Source organism: Erwinia sorbitola (genome assembly GCF_009738185.1).
GTDB classification, from domain to species: domain Bacteria; phylum Pseudomonadota; class Gammaproteobacteria; order Enterobacterales; family Enterobacteriaceae; genus Erwinia; species Erwinia sorbitola.
On record NZ_CP046509.1, the window covers coordinates 4,122,707 to 4,140,263 of the forward strand.

At 53.6% G+C, this 17,557-nt stretch carries 14 protein-coding genes and 2 tRNA genes; 10 read left to right on the forward strand and 6 right to left on the reverse strand.

What is annotated here, in order from left to right; genetic code table 11:
- Positions 1-33: 33 nt before the first annotated feature.
- Both GN242_RS18780 and GN242_RS18785 read left to right on the forward strand, forming a co-directional pair.
- Positions 34-3,963 carry a YadA-like family protein gene (locus tag GN242_RS18780; protein ID WP_231617112.1) on the forward strand — a complete coding sequence of 1,310 codons (3,930 nt, stop codon included), beginning with the start codon at positions 34-36 and terminating at the stop codon, positions 3,961-3,963.
- A gap of 88 nt (positions 3,964-4,051) precedes the next feature.
- Complete coding sequence (locus tag GN242_RS18785; protein ID WP_154752864.1) at positions 4,052-4,627, forward strand: tetratricopeptide repeat protein; 576 nt, start codon at positions 4,052-4,054, stop codon at positions 4,625-4,627.
- Positions 4,628-4,807: 180 nt separating this feature from the next.
- Here the strand turns inward: GN242_RS18785 and GN242_RS18790 are convergent.
- The 3 genes from GN242_RS18790 to orn all read right to left on the reverse strand — a co-directional run bounded on the left by GN242_RS18790 (position 4,808) and on the right by orn (position 5,736).
- Positions 4,808-4,883, reverse strand: a tRNA-Gly gene (locus GN242_RS18790).
- A 29-nt stretch (positions 4,884-4,912) separates the two neighbouring features.
- Positions 4,913-4,988 (reverse strand) — tRNA-Gly (locus GN242_RS18795).
- 202 nt (positions 4,989-5,190) lie between these two features.
- Entirely contained in the window at positions 5,191-5,736 is a 546-nt protein-coding gene (gene orn, locus GN242_RS18800) for an oligoribonuclease (RefSeq protein WP_154752865.1), read from the reverse strand.
- A gap of 133 nt (positions 5,737-5,869) precedes the next feature.
- On the opposite strand from orn, the gene rsgA reads away from it, so the two are divergent.
- The 3 genes from rsgA (at position 5,870) to mscM (ending at position 11,419) form a co-directional block, all read left to right on the forward strand.
- The gene (gene rsgA / locus GN242_RS18805) at positions 5,870-6,931 is read left to right on the forward strand and encodes a small ribosomal subunit biogenesis GTPase RsgA (RefSeq protein ID WP_156288010.1); all 1,062 of its coding nucleotides are present in this window, start codon (positions 5,870-5,872) and stop codon (positions 6,929-6,931) included.
- Between the two features lie 243 nt (positions 6,932-7,174).
- Positions 7,175-8,074 carry an archaetidylserine decarboxylase gene (gene asd, locus GN242_RS18810; RefSeq protein WP_156288011.1) on the forward strand — a complete coding sequence of 300 codons (900 nt, stop codon included), beginning with the start codon at positions 7,175-7,177 and terminating at the stop codon, positions 8,072-8,074.
- Positions 8,075-8,083: 9 nt separating this feature from the next.
- Entirely contained in the window at positions 8,084-11,419 is a 3,336-nt protein-coding gene (gene mscM, locus GN242_RS18815) for a miniconductance mechanosensitive channel MscM (RefSeq protein ID WP_156288012.1), read from the forward strand.
- Between the two features lie 55 nt (positions 11,420-11,474).
- Here mscM and epmA read toward each other — a convergent pair whose 3' ends face one another.
- Positions 11,475-12,452 (reverse strand): elongation factor P--(R)-beta-lysine ligase, encoded by a 978-nt coding sequence (gene epmA / locus GN242_RS18820; RefSeq protein ID WP_154752868.1) that lies wholly within the window; start codon positions 12,450-12,452, stop codon positions 11,475-11,477.
- A gap of 315 nt (positions 12,453-12,767) precedes the next feature.
- On the opposite strand from epmA, the gene frdA reads away from it, so the two are divergent.
- From frdA to GN242_RS18845, 5 genes are read left to right on the forward strand one after another with little or no spacing between them, the layout of a single operon-like run.
- Positions 12,768-14,558, forward strand: coding sequence for a fumarate reductase (quinol) flavoprotein subunit (gene frdA / locus GN242_RS18825; RefSeq protein WP_156288013.1), 1,791 nt, complete (start codon positions 12,768-12,770; stop codon positions 14,556-14,558).
- The gene (locus GN242_RS18830; RefSeq protein WP_154752870.1) at positions 14,551-15,285 is read left to right on the forward strand and encodes a succinate dehydrogenase/fumarate reductase iron-sulfur subunit; all 735 of its coding nucleotides are present in this window, start codon (positions 14,551-14,553) and stop codon (positions 15,283-15,285) included. Before frdA ends, GN242_RS18830 begins: the two co-directional genes overlap by 8 nt.
- A gap of 11 nt (positions 15,286-15,296) precedes the next feature.
- The gene (frdC, locus tag GN242_RS18835; RefSeq protein WP_154752871.1) at positions 15,297-15,692 is read left to right on the forward strand and encodes a fumarate reductase subunit FrdC; all 396 of its coding nucleotides are present in this window, start codon (positions 15,297-15,299) and stop codon (positions 15,690-15,692) included.
- A 9-nt stretch (positions 15,693-15,701) separates the two neighbouring features.
- The gene (frdD, locus tag GN242_RS18840) at positions 15,702-16,058 is read left to right on the forward strand and encodes a fumarate reductase subunit FrdD (RefSeq protein ID WP_154752872.1); all 357 of its coding nucleotides are present in this window, start codon (positions 15,702-15,704) and stop codon (positions 16,056-16,058) included.
- 57 nt (positions 16,059-16,115) lie between these two features.
- On the forward strand, positions 16,116-16,640 hold the full coding sequence (locus GN242_RS18845; RefSeq protein WP_156288014.1) for a lipocalin family protein: 525 nt from the start codon (positions 16,116-16,118) through the stop codon (positions 16,638-16,640).
- 51 nt (positions 16,641-16,691) lie between these two features.
- Here the strand turns inward: GN242_RS18845 and GN242_RS18850 are convergent, their stop codons facing one another.
- Positions 16,692-16,823, reverse strand: coding sequence for an entericidin A/B family lipoprotein (locus GN242_RS18850; RefSeq protein WP_154752874.1), 132 nt, complete (start codon positions 16,821-16,823; stop codon positions 16,692-16,694).
- A 158-nt stretch (positions 16,824-16,981) separates the two neighbouring features.
- Positions 16,982-17,548: an elongation factor P gene (gene efp / locus GN242_RS18855; RefSeq protein ID WP_154752875.1), complete on the reverse strand. Its 567-nt coding sequence runs from the start codon at positions 17,546-17,548 to the stop codon at positions 16,982-16,984.
- Positions 17,549-17,557 lie beyond the last annotated feature (9 nt).

The window sequence follows — 17,557 nt, forward strand, 5'->3', positions numbered from 1 at the left end:
GGCCTCTTTAGTTACTCTCTTCTTGTCTCATCATTGTTAGTAGCCATCTCCGGAACCGCATATGCGGCTAACGCTGAACCAACAAAAGATCTCTTAAACCAAAAATATAAAGCAGCAAATGGCCTGATCAGCATTGCAGGTGGGGGCGAGGGTGACGCTTTTGCGACAGATAGCAATAATGAACAGAATGACGAATATAGCAATGACTATGGTATTGCTATCGGAGCAGGCGCTAAAGGTTTTTGGGCCAGCGTCGCCATGGGGGATACGGCTGAAGCCAGATCGCTTTATGGCACGGCTATTGGGCCGAAGGCAACAATTGATAATGATTCAAACTATGCCGTATCACTGGGAAATAACGCCAGTGTTAAAACCAGTAATAACGGCATTGTGCTGGGTTCTAATGCCAACCTTACCGCTTCAGGAGACTCCGTTGCCATAGGTAACGCGTCATCCATAAAAAATTCAACAAACTCTGTTGCTATAGGTAACGCAACATCCATTGACGGCGCTAAAAACTCCGTAGCCCTGGGTGCAAATTCAACAGCAACGGCTGATGATACCGTCTCCATTGGCTCTATTGGCAAAGAGAGAAAGCTGGTCAATCTGGCTGAAGGGGCACTATCCAGTAGCTCAACTGAAGCCGTCAACGGCAGCCAGCTATTTAAAGTTGACCAGCAGGTACAGCAGTTCGATTCCCTTATCAGCAATAATGCCAACAATATCGACAGCCTGACAAATGGCAGCGCCGGTCTTATACAGTTGAGCAAGAACAAAAAGACGCTGCTGGTCGGTGGTGCTGCCGGCGGAACAACTAAACTTGATCTTGGCAATCGCGATCTCACAGGCGTAAATAAAGGTCAGGTCAATGACACCTCCACCGACGCAGTTAACGGCAGCCAGCTACACGAAACCCGCGAGCAGATTAAAGAGTATGGCGACAATATCACCGCCAACGCAGCTAACATCAGCACCAACGCCGGCAACATTGCCACCAACACCAGCAATATCGATGCCCTTAACAACGGCAAGGCCGGCCTGGTGCAGCTGAACAGCGACGGCACCACCATGATCGTCGGCGATGTGGCGAAGGATGCCACGGCCTTCGACCTGGCCGGGCGTAAAGTTACCGGCGTAACAGAAGGTGAGCTTGCCGCCGATTCCACCGACGCGGTTAACGGCGGCCAGCTGTTTGAGATTGAGAAGGATCTGGACGGCAAAATCGCTACCAATACGAATAACATCAGCACCAACGCCGGCAATATTGCCACCAATACCAGCAATATTGACGCCCTCAGCAGCGGCAAGGCCGGCCTGGTACAGCTGAACAGCGACGGCACCACTATGATCGTCGGCGATGTGGCAAAGGATGCGATGATATTTGACCTGGCCGGGCGTAAGGTTACCGGCGTAACAGAGGGTGAGCTTGCCGCCGATTCCACCGACGCGGTTAACGGCAGCCAGCTGCATGAAACCCGCGAGCAGATTAAAGAGTATGGCGACATCACCACTGCCAATACGGAGAATATCACCGCCAATGCGGGCAACATTGCCACCAATACCACCAATATTGCCACCAATACCAGCAATATTGATGCCCTCAGCAGCGGCAAGGCCGGCCTGGTGCAGCTGAACAGCGACGGCACCAGCATGATCGTCGGCGATGTGGCGAAGGGTGCTACGGCCTTCGACCTGGCCGGGCGTAAGATCACCGGCGTAACAGAGGGTGAGCTCGCCGCGGATTCCACCGACGCGGTTAACGGCAGCCAGCTGCATGAAACCCGCGAGCAGATTAAAGAGTATGGCGACAATATCACTGCCAACACGAATAACATCAGCACCAACGCCGGCAATATTGCCACCAATACCAGCAACATCGATGCCCTTAACAGCGGCAAGGCGGGCCTGGTACAGTTGAGCAGCGACGGCAGCACCATGATCGTCGGCGATGTGGCGAAGGATGCCACGGCCTTCGACCTGGCCGGGCGTAAGGTTACCGGCGTAACAGAGGGTGAGCTTGCCGCCGATTCCACCGACGCAGTTAACGGCAGCCAGCTGCACGAAACCCGCGAGCAGATCAAAGAGTATGGCGACATCACCACTGCCAATACGGAGAACATCAGCGCCAATGCGGGCAATATTGCCACCAATACCACCAATATTGATGCTCTTAACAGCGGCAAGGCCGGCCTGGTGCAGTTGAGCAGCGACGGCACCAGCATGATCGTCGGCGATGTGGCGAAGGATGCGATGGTATTTGACCTGGCCGGGCGTAAGGTTACCGGCGTAACAGAGGGTGAGCTTACCGCCGATTCCACCGATGCGGTTAACGGTAGCCAGCTGCATGAAACCCGTGAGCAGATTAAAGATTTTAGCGGTAATATCACTGCTAATACCGATAACATCAGCACCAATGCGGGCAACATTGCTACCAACACCACTAATATTGCCACCAACACCAGCAATATTGATGCCCTTAACAGCGGCAAGGCGGGCCTGGTGCAGTTGAGCAGCGACGGCAGCACCATGATCGTCGGCGATGTGGCAAAGGATGCGATGATCTTTGACCTCGCTGGCCGAACTGTTACTGGCATTAAAGAAGGCAAACTGAGTGCTGACTCCACCGACGCCATCAACGGTGCCCAACTGTTTAAAACCAACAGCAACGTTCAGCTAAACACTGAGAATATTACCAGCCTTTCGCAGAATATCGCCGATATCTCTGTAGGCAAAGCGGGCCTGGTGCAGCTGAATGAAGAGGGCAACCTGGCTTTCAGTGATACCGCAGTGGATGCTAAAAAATTCGAGGTCAACCGCACCCTGTCTGGTGTGACAGATGGAACAATCGCGGCAGACTCGACCGAGGCTGTCAACGGTAGTCAGCTGTTCCTGACCAACAGTGACGTTAAGAAAAATACAGGTGATATCAACGACCTTGTGACGGGAAAAGCTGGTCTGGTGCAACTGAGCGGGGGGAACCTGATCTTCGGTAGTGCCGCCGACAGTGCCAGAGTCTTTAATATCGGCGGCCGCAAAATCAGTGGCGTACAGGCGGGCGAGCTCAGTTCAACTTCTACTGAAGCTGTAAACGGCAGCCAGCTGCATGAAACCAATACGCGTGTTGATGACCTGGAGAAAAACATCAGTAATGGTGGTAATGGAGCCGCCGGAATGCTGGAGATGGGTGAAGGCGGTGAGTCTCTGGTGATTAGCGAGGCAGGTAAAAACGCCAAGACACTGGATTTAGGCGGTGACCGTACTATTAGCGGCCTTAAGGCAGGAGAACTGAGTGATACCTCTACCGAAGCGGTAAACGGTTCTCAGCTGCATGCTACTAATCAACAGGTCTCCAAAAACACTAATGATATTAGTAAATTGAGCAATGATATCAGCAGCGGAAAAGCTGGTGTTGCGCAAATTGATGGCGACAAAATTGTTTTCAATGATGGCAATAAAGGCACCACAACCGTGGATGTCGGTGGTCGTAACATCGCAAACATTAAAAATGGTGCCGTGACCAAAGACTCAAAAGATGCGGTAAATGGTTCACAACTCTTTGAAACTAATACCAAAGTCGACCTTAACACGGCCAACATTGAAATTAACAGGACTGACATCAACAAAAACAAGACGGCTATTGCCAGCAACACCTCAAAGATCACCGATCTTGAGAACTCTTTCTCCAGTATGAATAGCTCATTCAAGAACCTGTCGAAAGAAGTTAACAAGAACAAAAAACGGGCTGATGCAGGTATTGCAGGAGCGATGGCGATGACGGCAATACCTTTCGTGCACGCCGACGACTTCTCTTTCGGCATGGCATTGTCAGGTTACAGAGATCAAGGAGCGTTAGCCGCGGGAATGACATTTAAAACCAGTGAGCATACAGCAATGAAAATACACTCTTCCTGGGATACCCAGAATGGTACTGGCATTGCAGCAGGTTTTGCCTGGGGCTGGTAATTTAGATTAACTGATAACCACCTGGATTTAATTCCAGGTGGTTATACCCGTTATGTTCTAATTTGCTGGTACGCTGGCAATTTAAAGCATGATGGGTATAGAAAAGGTTAGCGTTACAATGAGAACTTTTCTTTACGGCATTATCATCATCATGGTGAGCTCAATTATCTCCACCGCTGGCGCACTCTATTTATCAGATAAAAGCACACTCCTTTTTGAACACTTTACACAACCCACCGCTGATAATCAGCATGAAAAATCACTCCAGTTACTCAAAAGATCGGCCATAACCGGTAATATGCACGCCCAGTTTAAACTGGGAACGATTTATTACCTGGGACATAATGTCGCCAAAGATGATGTTGAATCACGCTTTTGGTTCAATGTTGCTTACAACAGCGGCAGTATGGATGCGGAAGTTAACCTTGCATCGATGTATAAATATGGTGAGGGCGGAGAGAAAGACCTGAAAAAATCCATCGAGTTATATTCAGATGCTGCGCGAAAAGGCTCATCAGTCGCCTTATACAATTTAGGTAAGATGTATTTAAGCGGTGACTCACTGGAAAAAAACGAACGCTACGGGGTCTCACTATTGCAGGACTCCTGCAAAGCAGGCTTCGAGAAAAGCTGTCACCTGCTGCAACAAATTTTCTCTCACTAATCCCGCCGGGCGCGTGCAGCCCGCACTGAAAAACTGGCAGAGGTCAGAGGGAAGAAGCGGTAAGCAATGAGTACCGGAACCAGCACAATATTTATTATAAAAAGCAGACATAAAAAAAGAGCCTTTCGGCTCTTTTTTTACTGATTTACAGACAGGATAGCCTCTCTGCAAATTAAATTTTGGAGCGGGAAACGAGACTCGAACTCGCGACCCCGACCTTGGCAAGGTCGTGCTCTACCAACTGAGCTATTCCCGCTTGGGTGGTGCTTAACTGCTTAAAAAATTTGGAGCGGGAAACGAGACTCGAACTCGCGACCCCGACCTTGGCAAGGTCGTGCTCTACCAACTGAGCTATTCCCGCTCTGGGTAACAATGAAATTCTTCATCGGTACGGGGTGCGAATTATACGAGGATTTTGCCCCTATACAACCCCTCTAGCCAAAAAGATTTCATATTTTCAACCGAGTGCTGGTTTAGCAGCCAATATGATGATTTAGCCACCAATTTTCACTCAATAACCCAGGCCGCAGGCTATGTCACTGTAGCCTGGGTTAGCGGACAACTCACAACTGAATAAAATGCTCGCGGTAATACGCCAGTTCCGCTACGGACTCGCGGATATCATCCATCGCCTGATGCGTACCCTGCTTTTTGAAGCCCGGCAAGATTTCTGGTTTCCAGCGACGCGCCAGCTCTTTTAGCGTGCTGACATCCAGGTAACGGTAATGGAAATACTCCTCCAGCTTTGGCATGTACTTAAACAGGAAGCGGCGATCCTGACCGATGCTGTTGCCACAGATAGGTGAACTGTTCGCCGGTACCCACTTTTCCAGGAACTCAATGGTAGCCTGTACGGCGGCGTCTTCATCATACTGGCTGGCCTTAACTCGCTCGACCAGTCCGCTACTGGTATGGGTGCGCACGTTCCAGTCATCCATTAACGCCAGCTGGGCATCTGACTGATGGATGGCAAGCACAGGTCCTTCCGCCAGAATATTCAGATCGGCATCGGTGACCAGCGTGGCGATCTCAATAATACGATCCTGCTCCGGGTCAAGTCCGGTCATCTCAAGATCAATCCAAATCAGGTTGTTAGCATTAGCAGTCATAGTTTTCTCACGGTGTATACTCGTCATACTTAAACGCGAATTAATTAGAGTATAGGGCGGCATGGTTAAGTAGCGTGTATGATAGACCTTTTGCCCTGCCAGGGCGAAATATGCAGAATCGGTGTGAGGAACAGTGACTAAAAACAAACTATCCAAAGGTCAGCAACGTCGCGTGAGTGCCAACCACGATCGTCGCCTGAAGCAGCGGGCCGATAAACCTGAGCCAGATGACAATCTGTTCGGTGAAGTCCGTGATGGCGTAGTGATCAGCCGTTTTGGTATGCATGCAGATGTGGAAGATGCGGATGGTTCCGTTCACCGTTGTAACATCCGCCGTACCATCCGCTCGCTGGTAACCGGTGACCGCGTGCGCTGGCGTCCAGGCGTAGAAGGCGGCGCAACGGTAAAAGGCATCGTTGAGGCTGTTCATGAACGCACATCGGTGCTGACCCGTCCCGACTTCTATGATGGTGTAAAACCCATCGCCGCCAACATTAATCAGATTGTGGTAGTTTCAGCGATTCTGCCGGAGCTGTCGTTGAATATTATCGACCGCTATCTGGTGGCCTGCGAAACGCTGGGCGTCGAGCCGCTGCTGGTGCTGAACAAAACCGACCTGCTTGATGACGAAGGCCGGGCCTTTGTTGATGAGCAGATGGATATCTATCGCCATATTGGCTACAAGGTGCTGATGGTATCGAGCCATCGCAAAGAGGGCCTGGTTGAGCTGGAGCAGGCGCTGACCGACCGCGTGAGTATCTTCGCCGGGCAATCCGGGGTAGGTAAATCCAGCCTGCTGAATGCCCTGCTGGGCCTGGAACTGAGCAACGCAGAGATTCTGACTAATGACGTCTCCGATAACTCAGGCCTGGGTCAGCACACCACCACGGCTTCACGTCTGTACCACTTCCCGCACGGCGGCGATGTGATTGACTCCCCGGGCGTGCGTGAATTTGGTTTATGGCACCTCGAACCGGAACAAATCACTCAGGGATTTGTCGAATTTCGTACCTATTTAGGTGGATGTAAGTTCCGTGACTGTAAACATGACACCGATCCCGGCTGTGCCATTCGTGAAGCAGTGGAAAAAGGTGAAATCAACGAGTCACGTTTTGCCAACTACCACCTGATTTTGGAAACTATGTCTGAAGTACAGGCGAAAACACGCCGTAACTTTACTACAGACAAAAACTAACCATGCAGGCCTGAATATAGAGCGCAAGGGCACTTGATATTGCACCGTGGACCAGGTATTAGCCTTAACCCACGGGCACTGCTACAATCCGCCCCCTTTATATTTCTACAGCCTATTGACCCAAAATATTTCGAGTTGCAAAAGCAAGAGGCTTTAGCCTTTTAGCACAGCGAGAGCCAGAGCAGCGAACGCATCTGCAGCCTGAAGTATGAAGGGGATATGTGATTGAGCCAGGAGGCTAACGTGTTAGACCGTATTAAACTCGGCCTGAATAAAATATTGCCTAAAAAGGCTCTCACTGAACTGGCCGGCTGGGGCGCCAGCAAGCGTGGTGGATGGCTGACAAAAGCGGTAATCGATGCTTTTGTCTGGTACTACAAGGTGGATATGAAAGAGGCGCAGAAGCCTGACACCGCCAGCTATCGTACCTTTAATGAATTCTTCGTGCGCCCATTGCGCGATGAAGCTCGCCCAATCGAAACGGATCCGAATTTGCTGGTTCTTCCCGCCGATGGTGCTATCAGCCAGTTAGGCCATATTGAGGGTGAGCAGATTTTTCAGGCAAAAGGCCACACCTATTCACTGGAAGCACTGTTAGCCGGTAATAGCGCGATGACAGAGATGTTCCGCGACGGCGAATTTGTGACTACTTATCTCGCACCGCGTGACTATCACCGCGTGCATATGCCGTGCAACGGTATCCTGCGCGAAATGATCTACGTGCCGGGGGATCTCTACTCCGTGAACCCGCTCACCGCGCAGAACATTCCCAATCTGTTTGCGCGTAACGAGCGCGTTATCTGCCTGTTTGATACTGAATTTGGCCCGATGGCGCAGATTCTGGTCGGTGCCACCATCGTGGGCAGCATCGAAACTGCATGGGCGGGAACCGTTACACCACCGCGTGAAGGTGTAATCAAGCGCTGGAGCTGGCCGGGTGCGGATGCCGACGGTTCCGTGGTTCTGCTGAAAGGCCAGGAGATGGGTCGATTCAAACTTGGCTCAACGGTGATCAACCTGTTCGCCCCGGGCAAAGTAAAGCTGGCTGAGAGCCTGGCGGCAGAAAGTAAAACACGTCTTGGCGCAACCCTGGCCATCGCACTACAGAAAGACAGTGCGGAAGACGTCCTCCACCATCCATAGCGGATAACCATGTCACGTCTGATTCTCACTCTTTTGTTAGGCTGGAGCTTGCTCCAGCCAGTTTATGCAGCCAGCGTACCGGATGCATCGCAGATTAAACAACAACTTGAAGAGGTAAAGTCAGACAAGACTACGCCAGGTCAGGCGGCACTCATTGAGGCCCTGCAATCCACCCTCACCTGGCTGGACGAGCGTCAGAACTCGCTTAACCTAACTCAGGAATATCAGCAGGTCATTGACGACTTCCCTAAACTTTCCCGCGAGTTACGCCAGCAGATCGTGACGCTGACGGACAGTAGCAAACCGCTGCGCAGTAATATGAGCGCTGCCGATCTCGATCAGGAGATCCTTCAGGTCAGCAGCCAGCTGGTGGAGGAGAACAGGCAGGTTCAGCAAGAGCAGGATCGCGCACGCGAAATCAGTGATTCCCTTTCCCAGCTGCCGCAGCAGCAAACGGAAGCGCGCCGTGCGCTAAATGAAATCGAACGCCGTTTGCAGGGGCAGCCAGCGCCCACTACCCCACTCGGTCAGGCGCAGCTTGCCCAGCGTCAGGCAGAGTCTGCCGCGCAAAAAGCCCGGGTGGATGAGCTGGAACTGGCGCAGCTGTCGGCCAATAACCGCCAGGAGCTGGCGCGGATGCGCGCCGAAGTCCACCAGCGTAAAGCCGCCAGCCTGGATGCCTATCTCCAGGATCTTCGTAACCAGCTAAACAGCCTGCGCCAGCGCGAAGCCGAAATGGCGCTGGCACGAACCGAGCAGCTGGCGGAAAACAGCGGTGATATGCCGCAGGGCATTATCGAACAGTTCCGCGTTAACCGCGAACTCTCCAGCGCACTGAATCAGCAGGCGCAGCGCATGGATCTGGTGGCTTCGCAGCAGCGTACCGCCGCCAATCAAACCATTCAGGTGCGCCAGGCACTGAGCACCATTCGCGAGCAGTCACAGTGGCTGGGCGTATCCAACGTGCTGGGTGAAGCATTAAGGGCGCAGGTTGCGCGCCTGCCGGACATGCCTAAGCCGCAGCAGCTGGACAACGAAATGGCCCAGCTGCGGGTCCAGCGTCTCTATTATGAAGACCTGCTTGAGCGTCAGCAGTCGCTGCAACAGCTGCGCCAGGATGACAACAGCAAGCTGACTACCGAGCAGCGGCGCATTCTCGATGCCCAGCTGAAAACCCAGCGAGAGCTGCTGACGTCCCTGCTTTCCGGCTGTGATAACCTGATCCTCGGCGTCACCAAGCTGAAAGTGGCCAACAGCCAGCTGGTGGATGCGCTAAACGAAGTAAAAGAGGCGACCCACCGCTATCTCTTCTGGACAGCGGACGTCAGTGCCGTGGACTTCAGCTACCCTATCGATCTGGCACGTGATCTGCACCGCCTGCTGTCGCTGGACACTTTTGGCCAGTTGGGTGGCGCAATGGTGATGATGGTGACCAGCCGCGAAACCGTGCTCCCCCTGCTTGGTGCAGTGCTGCTGGTGGGCTTCAGCATCAGTTCACGTCGCCACTTCCGTAATTTCCTTGAGCGCGCTTCCAGCAAGGTGGGTAAAGTCACTCAGGATCATTTCAGCCTGACGCTGCGAACCGTGTTCTGGTCAATTCTGGTGGCATTACCGCTGCCAGTATTATGGGCAGCGCTGGGGTATGGTTTGCAACACGCCTGGCCCTACCCCATCGCCATTGCTATCGGCGACGGCGTAACCGCCAGCGTCCCGCTGCTATGGGCCTTTATGGTCAGCAATACCTTTGCCCGTCCGCAGGGCCTGTTTATCGTCCATTTCCGCTGGCCGAAAGCCCGCGTGGCGCGCGCTATGCGCTTTTATACCTTGTGCATCGGGCTGGTTGTTCCGCTGATGATGATGCTGATCGCCTTCGACAACCTCGAAGATCGCGAATTCTCAGCCACCCTTGGCCGCCTCTGCTTTATCCTGATTTGTGGCGCATTGAGCCTGGTAACCGTCAGCCTTAAACGTGCCGGTATCCCGCTGCATCTCGATAAAGAGGGCAACGGTGAGAACTTTATTAATAATGTGCTGTGGAATGCGATGATCGCCATTCCGATGGTGGCGGCGTTAGCCTCCTGCATCGGCTACCTGGCAACGGCACAGGCGCTGCTGGCACGTCTGGAAACCTCGGTGGCAATCTGGTTCCTGCTGCTGGTGATTTACCATATTATTCGCCGCTGGATGCTGATTCAGCGACGGCGCATCGCCTTTGACCGCGCCCGCCAGCGCCGTGCGGAAATCCTCGCCCAGCGCGCGCGCGGTGAAGAGGAAATAGCCGCTCAACAGACCGCTGCCGATAGCGTAGATGTAGAAGAACCGGTGATTGACCTGGATGCTATCAGTGCGCAGTCTTTACGCCTGGTACGTTCAATCCTGACGCTGGTTGCGCTGGTTTCAGTGATCGTACTCTGGTCTGAGATCCACTCGGCGTTCGGCTTCCTCGAAAATATCCGCCTGTGGGATGTCAGCACCACCGTTCAGGGAGTGGAGAGCCTGCAACCGATCACTCTGGGATCGGTGATGATCGCCGTTCTGGTGCTGATTATTACCACCCAGCTGGTACGCAACATGCCTGCCCTGCTGGAACTGGCGCTGCTGCAACACCTCAGCCTGACGCCGGGAACAGGTTATGCCATCACCACCCTGACCAAATATGTGCTGATTCTGATTGGCGGGCTGGCCGGTTTCTCGCTTATTGGCATCGACTGGTCAAAATTGCAGTGGCTGGTCGCCGGATTGACGGTAGGTCTGGGTTTTGGTTTGCAGGAGATCTTCGCCAACTTTATTTCTGGTCTGATCATTCTGTTTGAGAAACCCATCCGCATTGGCGATACGGTAACTATCCGCGAGCTGACCGGCAGCATCACCCGTATCAACACCCGCGCTACCACCATTACCGACTGGGATCGCAAAGAGATTATCGTGCCGAATAAGGCCTTTATCACCGAGCAGTTTATTAACTGGTCACTTTCTGACTCGGTCACCCGCGTGGTACTGACCATTCCGGCAGCGGCAGAAGCCAACAGTGAAGAAGTAACCAACGTGCTGCTGACGGCGGCACAGCGATGCAGCTACGTGCTGGATACACCGCAGCCGGAAGCATTCCTGGTCGATTTACAGCAGGGGATTCAGCTATTCGAGCTGCGTATTCACGCCGCTGAGATGGGACATCGTATGCCGCTGCGGCATGAGCTGCATCAGCTGATCCTGCGTGGTTATCAGGAGCACGGGCTGGAAATGCCGTTCCCACCGTTCCAGGTACGCATGGAGACTATCGGGCGTAAAACCCCAGCCAGCAACGGCGCACCGGCGGCAAGAAATTATAAATCGGGCGGCCTGTAAGACGATCATCAGGGTCAGATATGCCTGACCCTGACTCATTATCGGCTAAACACGCTTAACAGCGATCGACGGTGAACGCGATCACATCGCTCAGTTGCTCTGCCTTCAGCGCCAGCATCACAATGCGATCAACCCCTAACGCCACGCCGGAGCTCTCCGGCATACCGTGGGCCAGCGCATCCAGCAGGTTGGTATCAATCGGCTGTACCGGCAGACCCGCTGCCGCGCGCTTACGATTATCCTGCTCAAAACGCAGACGCTGTTCCCGGCTGTCAGTCAGCTCACGGAAACCGTTAGCCAGCTCAATACCTTTGAAGTAAACCTCAAAACGTTCAGCTACGCGGTGATCTTCCGTACTGATCTCTGCCAGCGCCGCCTGGCTGGCCGGGAAGTGATAGACGAAAGCCGGTTTCTCTTTACCGATTTCCGGTTCCACACCCAGCATAAACAGCAGCTGCAACAGCGTATCGCGATCTTCTTCACGATGAGCAAGATCCCCAGCCCCCAGCTTTTCAGCCACTTCACGCAGCTGGGCTTTGTCAGCGGAGAGGGGATCAATCTCCAGATGGCGAATAAATGCCTGCTGGTAGGAGAGCGTCTCAGCCGGGGCACACTCCAGCACCTGTTGCAGCAGATCGTCCACCTCGTTCATCAGGCGATACATATCGTAATGGGGGCGATACCACTCCAGCATGGTGAACTCAGGATTATGATGACGCCCCATCTCCTCATTGCGGAAACTGCGGCACAGCTGGAAGATCGGCCCACTGCCCGCAGCCAGCAGCCGCTTCATATGGTATTCAGGGCTGGTCATCAGATAAAGATCGATACCTGCGGCAGCGCCCGGGCCAACAAACCGGGTCTGGAACGGAAACAGATGCACATCGGTTACCGTCGCCTGGCTCATCGCCGGGGTTTCCACTTCCAGTACGCCACGATCGGCAAAGAAACGCCGGATTTCAGCCATAATCGCCGCACGCTTTAATAAATTAGCGATGGATGCACTTGGCTGCCAGCTGGCCGAATCGCTCATCTTTTTTACTCCAAATTCTGTAGGGTCAAGAAGTCTACCTGTACAGGCAGCAACACACAATTCTACGCCGAAAAAACCAGCAACAGGTTTTCCACAAAAAGTGAATGGTTTTTATCTGTTACCCGCCAAAATGCCCGAACATATCAAATTAGCGCATTTTTAACCCCCCTATACTGGGCAGCGACTGCTGGGTAGAGCCACCCGCTTTGCCTCTGGAAAAAATTTCAAACACAAAATACCCACCATGGTTCGCGTCGCGGAAACATTGTCAACGCACATGCAGCGCGGAGTATGCCGGGTATAAGGGAGGAAACTGTGCAAACCCTGAATGCCGATTTGGTCATTGTTGGTGCTGGTGGAGCCGGGTTACGAGCTGCGATTGCCGCAGCAGAAGCCAACCCGCGACTGAAAATTGCCCTGATATCAAAAGTCTATCCGATGCGCAGCCACACTGTGGCAGCCGAAGGGGGGGCCGCCGCCGTCACCCAGCAGCAGGACAGCTTCGATTCTCATTTCCACGATACCGTTGCCGGGGGCGACTGGCTGTGTGAGCAGCCTGTGGTGGACTATTTTGTGCAGCACTGCCCTGAGGAAATGGCGCAGTTAGAACAGTGGGGATGCCCCTGGAGCCGCAAAGAGGACGGATCCATTAACGTTCGCCGCTTTGGTGGCATGAAGATTGAGCGCACCTGGTTCGCTGCCGATAAAACCGGCTTCCACATGCTGCATACCCTGTTTCAAACCTCGCTAAAATACCCCCAAATCCAGCGCCTTGATGAACATTTCGTCCTCGACCTGCTGGTAGATGACGGCGTAGCCCACGGGCTGGTAGCCATCAATATGATGGAAGGTACGCTGTTGGAAGTGCGCGCACAGTCGGTGATCCTTGCTACCGGCGGCGCGGGGCGCGTTTATCGCTATAACACTAATGGCGGCATCGTCACCGGTGACGGCATGGGCATGGCGTTCCGCCACGGCGTCCCGCTGCGCGATATGGAGTTTGTTCAGTACCATCCGACCGGCCTGCCGGGTTCCGGCATCCTGATGACCGAAGGCTGCCGTGGTGAAGGCGGTATTCTGGTCAACAAAGACGGATATCGTTACCTGCAAGATTACGGCATGGGTCCGGAAACTCCGCTGGGTGAACCTAAAAACAAATATATGGAGCTTGGTCCACGCGATAAAGTCTCCCAGGCCTTCTGGCATGAATGGCGTGCCGGGCGCACCATCGCTACCCCGCGCGGGGATGTGGTCTACCTTGATCTGCGCCATCTTGGCGAGAAAAAATTACGTGAGCGCCTGCCGTTTATCTGTGAACTAAGTAAAGCCTACGTCGGCGTTGATCCCATCACAGCCCCCATCCCGGTGCGCCCGACCGCGCACTACACCATGGGCGGCATTGAAACCAACGGCGAATGTGAAACCCGTATTCAGGGGCTGTTTGCCGTAGGTGAATGTTCATCAGTTGGGCTGCACGGTGCTAACCGCCTCGGTTCTAACTCGCTGGCAGAGCTGGTGGTATTTGGCCGCCTGGCAGGAGAGCAGGCCGCACAGCGTGCCTCTCAGCCACATCCGGTACGGGATACGGCGCTGAGTGCACAGCGCAACGATATTGAAAAACGGCTGCACGGCCTGGTGAATCAGCAGGGCAGCGAAAATGCGGCCACTCTGCGTGATGAGATGGGTATGGCAATGGAAGAGGGTTGCGGGATCTACCGCACCACGGAGCTGATGCAAAAAACCATCGATAAGCTGGCAGAGCTGAAGCAGCGTTTCTCCAACCTGCGTGTGACCGATACCTCCAGCGTATTCAACACTGAACTGCTGTATGCCGTTGAGCTGGCCCACGGGCTGGATGTGGCGGAATGTATGGCCCACTCGGCCATTCAGCGTAAAGAGTCTCGTGGAGCACATCAGCGGCTGGATGAAGGCTGCACCACCCGCGATGACGAAAACTTCCTGGCACATACCCTGACGTTCTTCAACCCGCAGGGTGCGCCAACGGTCGCTTATGATCCAGTGACCATTACCCACCTGCCGCCGGCCGCACGCGTGTATGGCGCGGCCTCTGAGGGCACTACCCACAAGGAGCCTGGTCATGAGTGAGAGCAAAAGCCGTCAGATAAACATTATGCGCTACAACCCGGAAACCGATCTGGTGCCGCGTAATGAGATCTTTGACGTTCCCTGGGATGAGACCACCTCGCTGCTCGATGCCCTCGGCTACATCAAAGATAACCTGGCCTTTGACCTGTCATATCGCTGGTCATGCCGCATGGCAATTTGCGGTTCGTGCGGCATGATGGTCAACGGCGTTCCTAAACTGGCCTGTAAAACCTTCCTGCGTGATTACCCGGCAGGGGTAAAAGTAGAACCGCTGGCAAACTTCCCCATCGAGCGCGACCTGGTGGTCGATATGACGCACTTTATGGAAAGCCTGGAGGCGATTAAGCCATGGGTGATTGGTAATACGCGTAAGGCAAGCGAAGGCCCGGGCCTGCAAACCCCCGGACAGATGGCGAAATACCATCAGTTCTCCGGCTGCATTAACTGCGGGCTGTGTTATGCCGCATGCCCGCAGTTCGGCCTGAACCCAGAGTTTATTGGCCCGGCGGCGATCACCCTCGCCCACCGCTATAACCTCGACAGCCGCGACCATGGTAAAGCAGAGCGTATGCCGCAGCTTAACGGCATTAACGGCGTGTGGAGCTGCACCTTTGTCGGCTTCTGCTCGGAAGTATGCCCGAAACATGTCGACCCGGCAGCGGCTATCCAGCAGGGCAAAGTGGAGAGCAGTAAAGACTTCCTGATCGCCACGCTGAAACCCCATTAAGGAGACCGTCTATGACCACCAAACGTAAGGCTTATATTCGCCCCATGCGGGGCAACTGGTGGCAATCGCTGCCGTTCTACCGCCTCTATATGCTGCGCGAAGGCACCGCCGTTCCTGCACTGTGGTTCAGCATTGAGCTTATTATCGGCCTGTTTGCCCTGAAAATGGGGCCGGAAAGCTGGGCAGGTTTTGTTTCCTTCCTGCAAAACCCTATTGTCCTGCTGCTCAATCTGGTGACGCTGATCGCGGCACTGCATCACAGTAAAACCTGGTTCGACCTGGCCCCGAAAGCACAAATTATTATCGTTAAAGGCGAGAAGCTGCCGCCGGAGCCGGTAATCAAGGGGCTGTGGATCGTGATGATTGTTTTAAGCGTCGCCGTACTGGCCGTGTCGCTGCTGGCTTAAGGAGTGAGAATGAAAACTCAACCGCAACGTTCTGATGAACCGATCTTCTGGGGCCTGTTTGGCGCAGGAGGCATGTGGGCTGCGCTGGTCAGCCCGGTGGTAGTCCTGCTGGCAGGGCTGCTGTTGCCGCTGGGCTGGGCACCGGCAGAGGCTTTCAGCTATGAACGTATACTGGGGTTTGCTCAGTCGCTGCCCGGCAGAGTGATCCTGCTGCTGGTGATTGTGCTGCCGCTCTGGTGCGCCCTGCACCGTCTGCATCACAGTATGCATGACCTGAAACTGCATATTCCGGCCAGCAAACTGCTCTGTTACGGTATTGCCGCGCTGTTAAGCGTGATAACGCTGATTGGTATCATCGCCATATAAGCCGCAGCACACACTATACTTACAGCCATTCAATAGGATAAGAAAGGAATGGCTAATATGTCGCTGTGGAAAATGTTCACCGCAGGCGCCGGGGCACTGCTCTCGGTAGCCTGCTCTACCACCCCACCGCAAGGTGTCACTCCCATTTCAGGGTTCAATGCCGAACGCTATCTCGGTAGCTGGTATGAAATCGCCCGCCTCGATCACCGCTTTGAACGCGGGCTTGACCATGTTACCGCCACCTACAGTAAACGCGACGATGGCGGTCTGAAGGTAGTGAACCGTGGCTTTAATACCCGTAAACAGCGCTGGCAGGAGAGCATCGGTAAAGCGTATTTTACCGGCCCAGCCGATCAGGCGGCGCTTAAGGTGTCATTCTTCGGGCCATTTTACGGTGGTTATAACGTGATCGCGCTGGACAGCAATTATCAACATGCGCTGGTGTGCGGGCCGAATCGGGATTATCTGTGGATTTTATCGCGTACGCCTCAGCTGGATGCCGGGATAAAAGCAGAGTTGCTGGCGAAAGCTCGTAGTGCCGGGTTCGCCGTAGATCAGCTGATTTGGGTGAATCAGCAGTAAATATCACACTCTGTATCAGCCGGTGCAGCAAGCACCGGCCTTGCAAACAGATTAGTTGGTGCTTTTCTGAATTGCCTTACCACCCGCCTCAACGTCTTCACCCACGCCACGCGTAGTGTTACAGGCAGAGAGTACGGAAGTGAGTACCAGAACAGAAAGAAGGGCAACAATACTTTTCTTCATAGCAATTTCCTTTTTAGTTAGAGATAAGCACAGCGCTATAAGCATAGCTGCAATTTATGCGCTTGCCCGTCCGGCACTGAAAAAAGGAATGTTTGAGAGTATAAAGCGGCAATCTGCAAGATAAGGGCCTGACAGTGCAGGCCCTTACTGATTCGGGCTTATTTTACGCGTGAAACGTATTCGCCAGAACGGGTATCAACTTTAATCACTTCACCAATCTGCACAAACAGTGGCACTTTCACTACCGCACCGGTAGAAAGTGTCGCTGGCTTGCCGCCGGTACCTGCGGTATCACCCTTCAGGCCTGGATCAGTATCAGTGATTTCCAGCTCAACAAAGTTCGGTGGCAGCACCTGGATCGGCTTACCATTCCACAGAGTCACGATACACTCAGCGTTGTCGAGCAGCCATTTTGCTGCATCGCCCACGGTTTTCGCTTCAACAGGGTGCTGTTCGAAGGTTTCCGGGTGCATAAAGTGGAAGAACTCACCGTCGTTGTACAGATAGTTCAGGTTGGTATCAACTACGTCAGCGCCTTCAGCGGAGTCGGTAGATTTAAAAGTTTTCTCAACACGAGTTCCGGTCAGAAGACGACGCATTTTAACGCGTGCGAATGCCTGGCCTTTACCTGGCTTAACAAACTCGCTTGATTCGATGGCATAAGGCTCACCTTCGAACATGATTTTAAGACCGGGACGGAAATCGTTGCTAGAATAAGTCGCCATAAAGGCCCT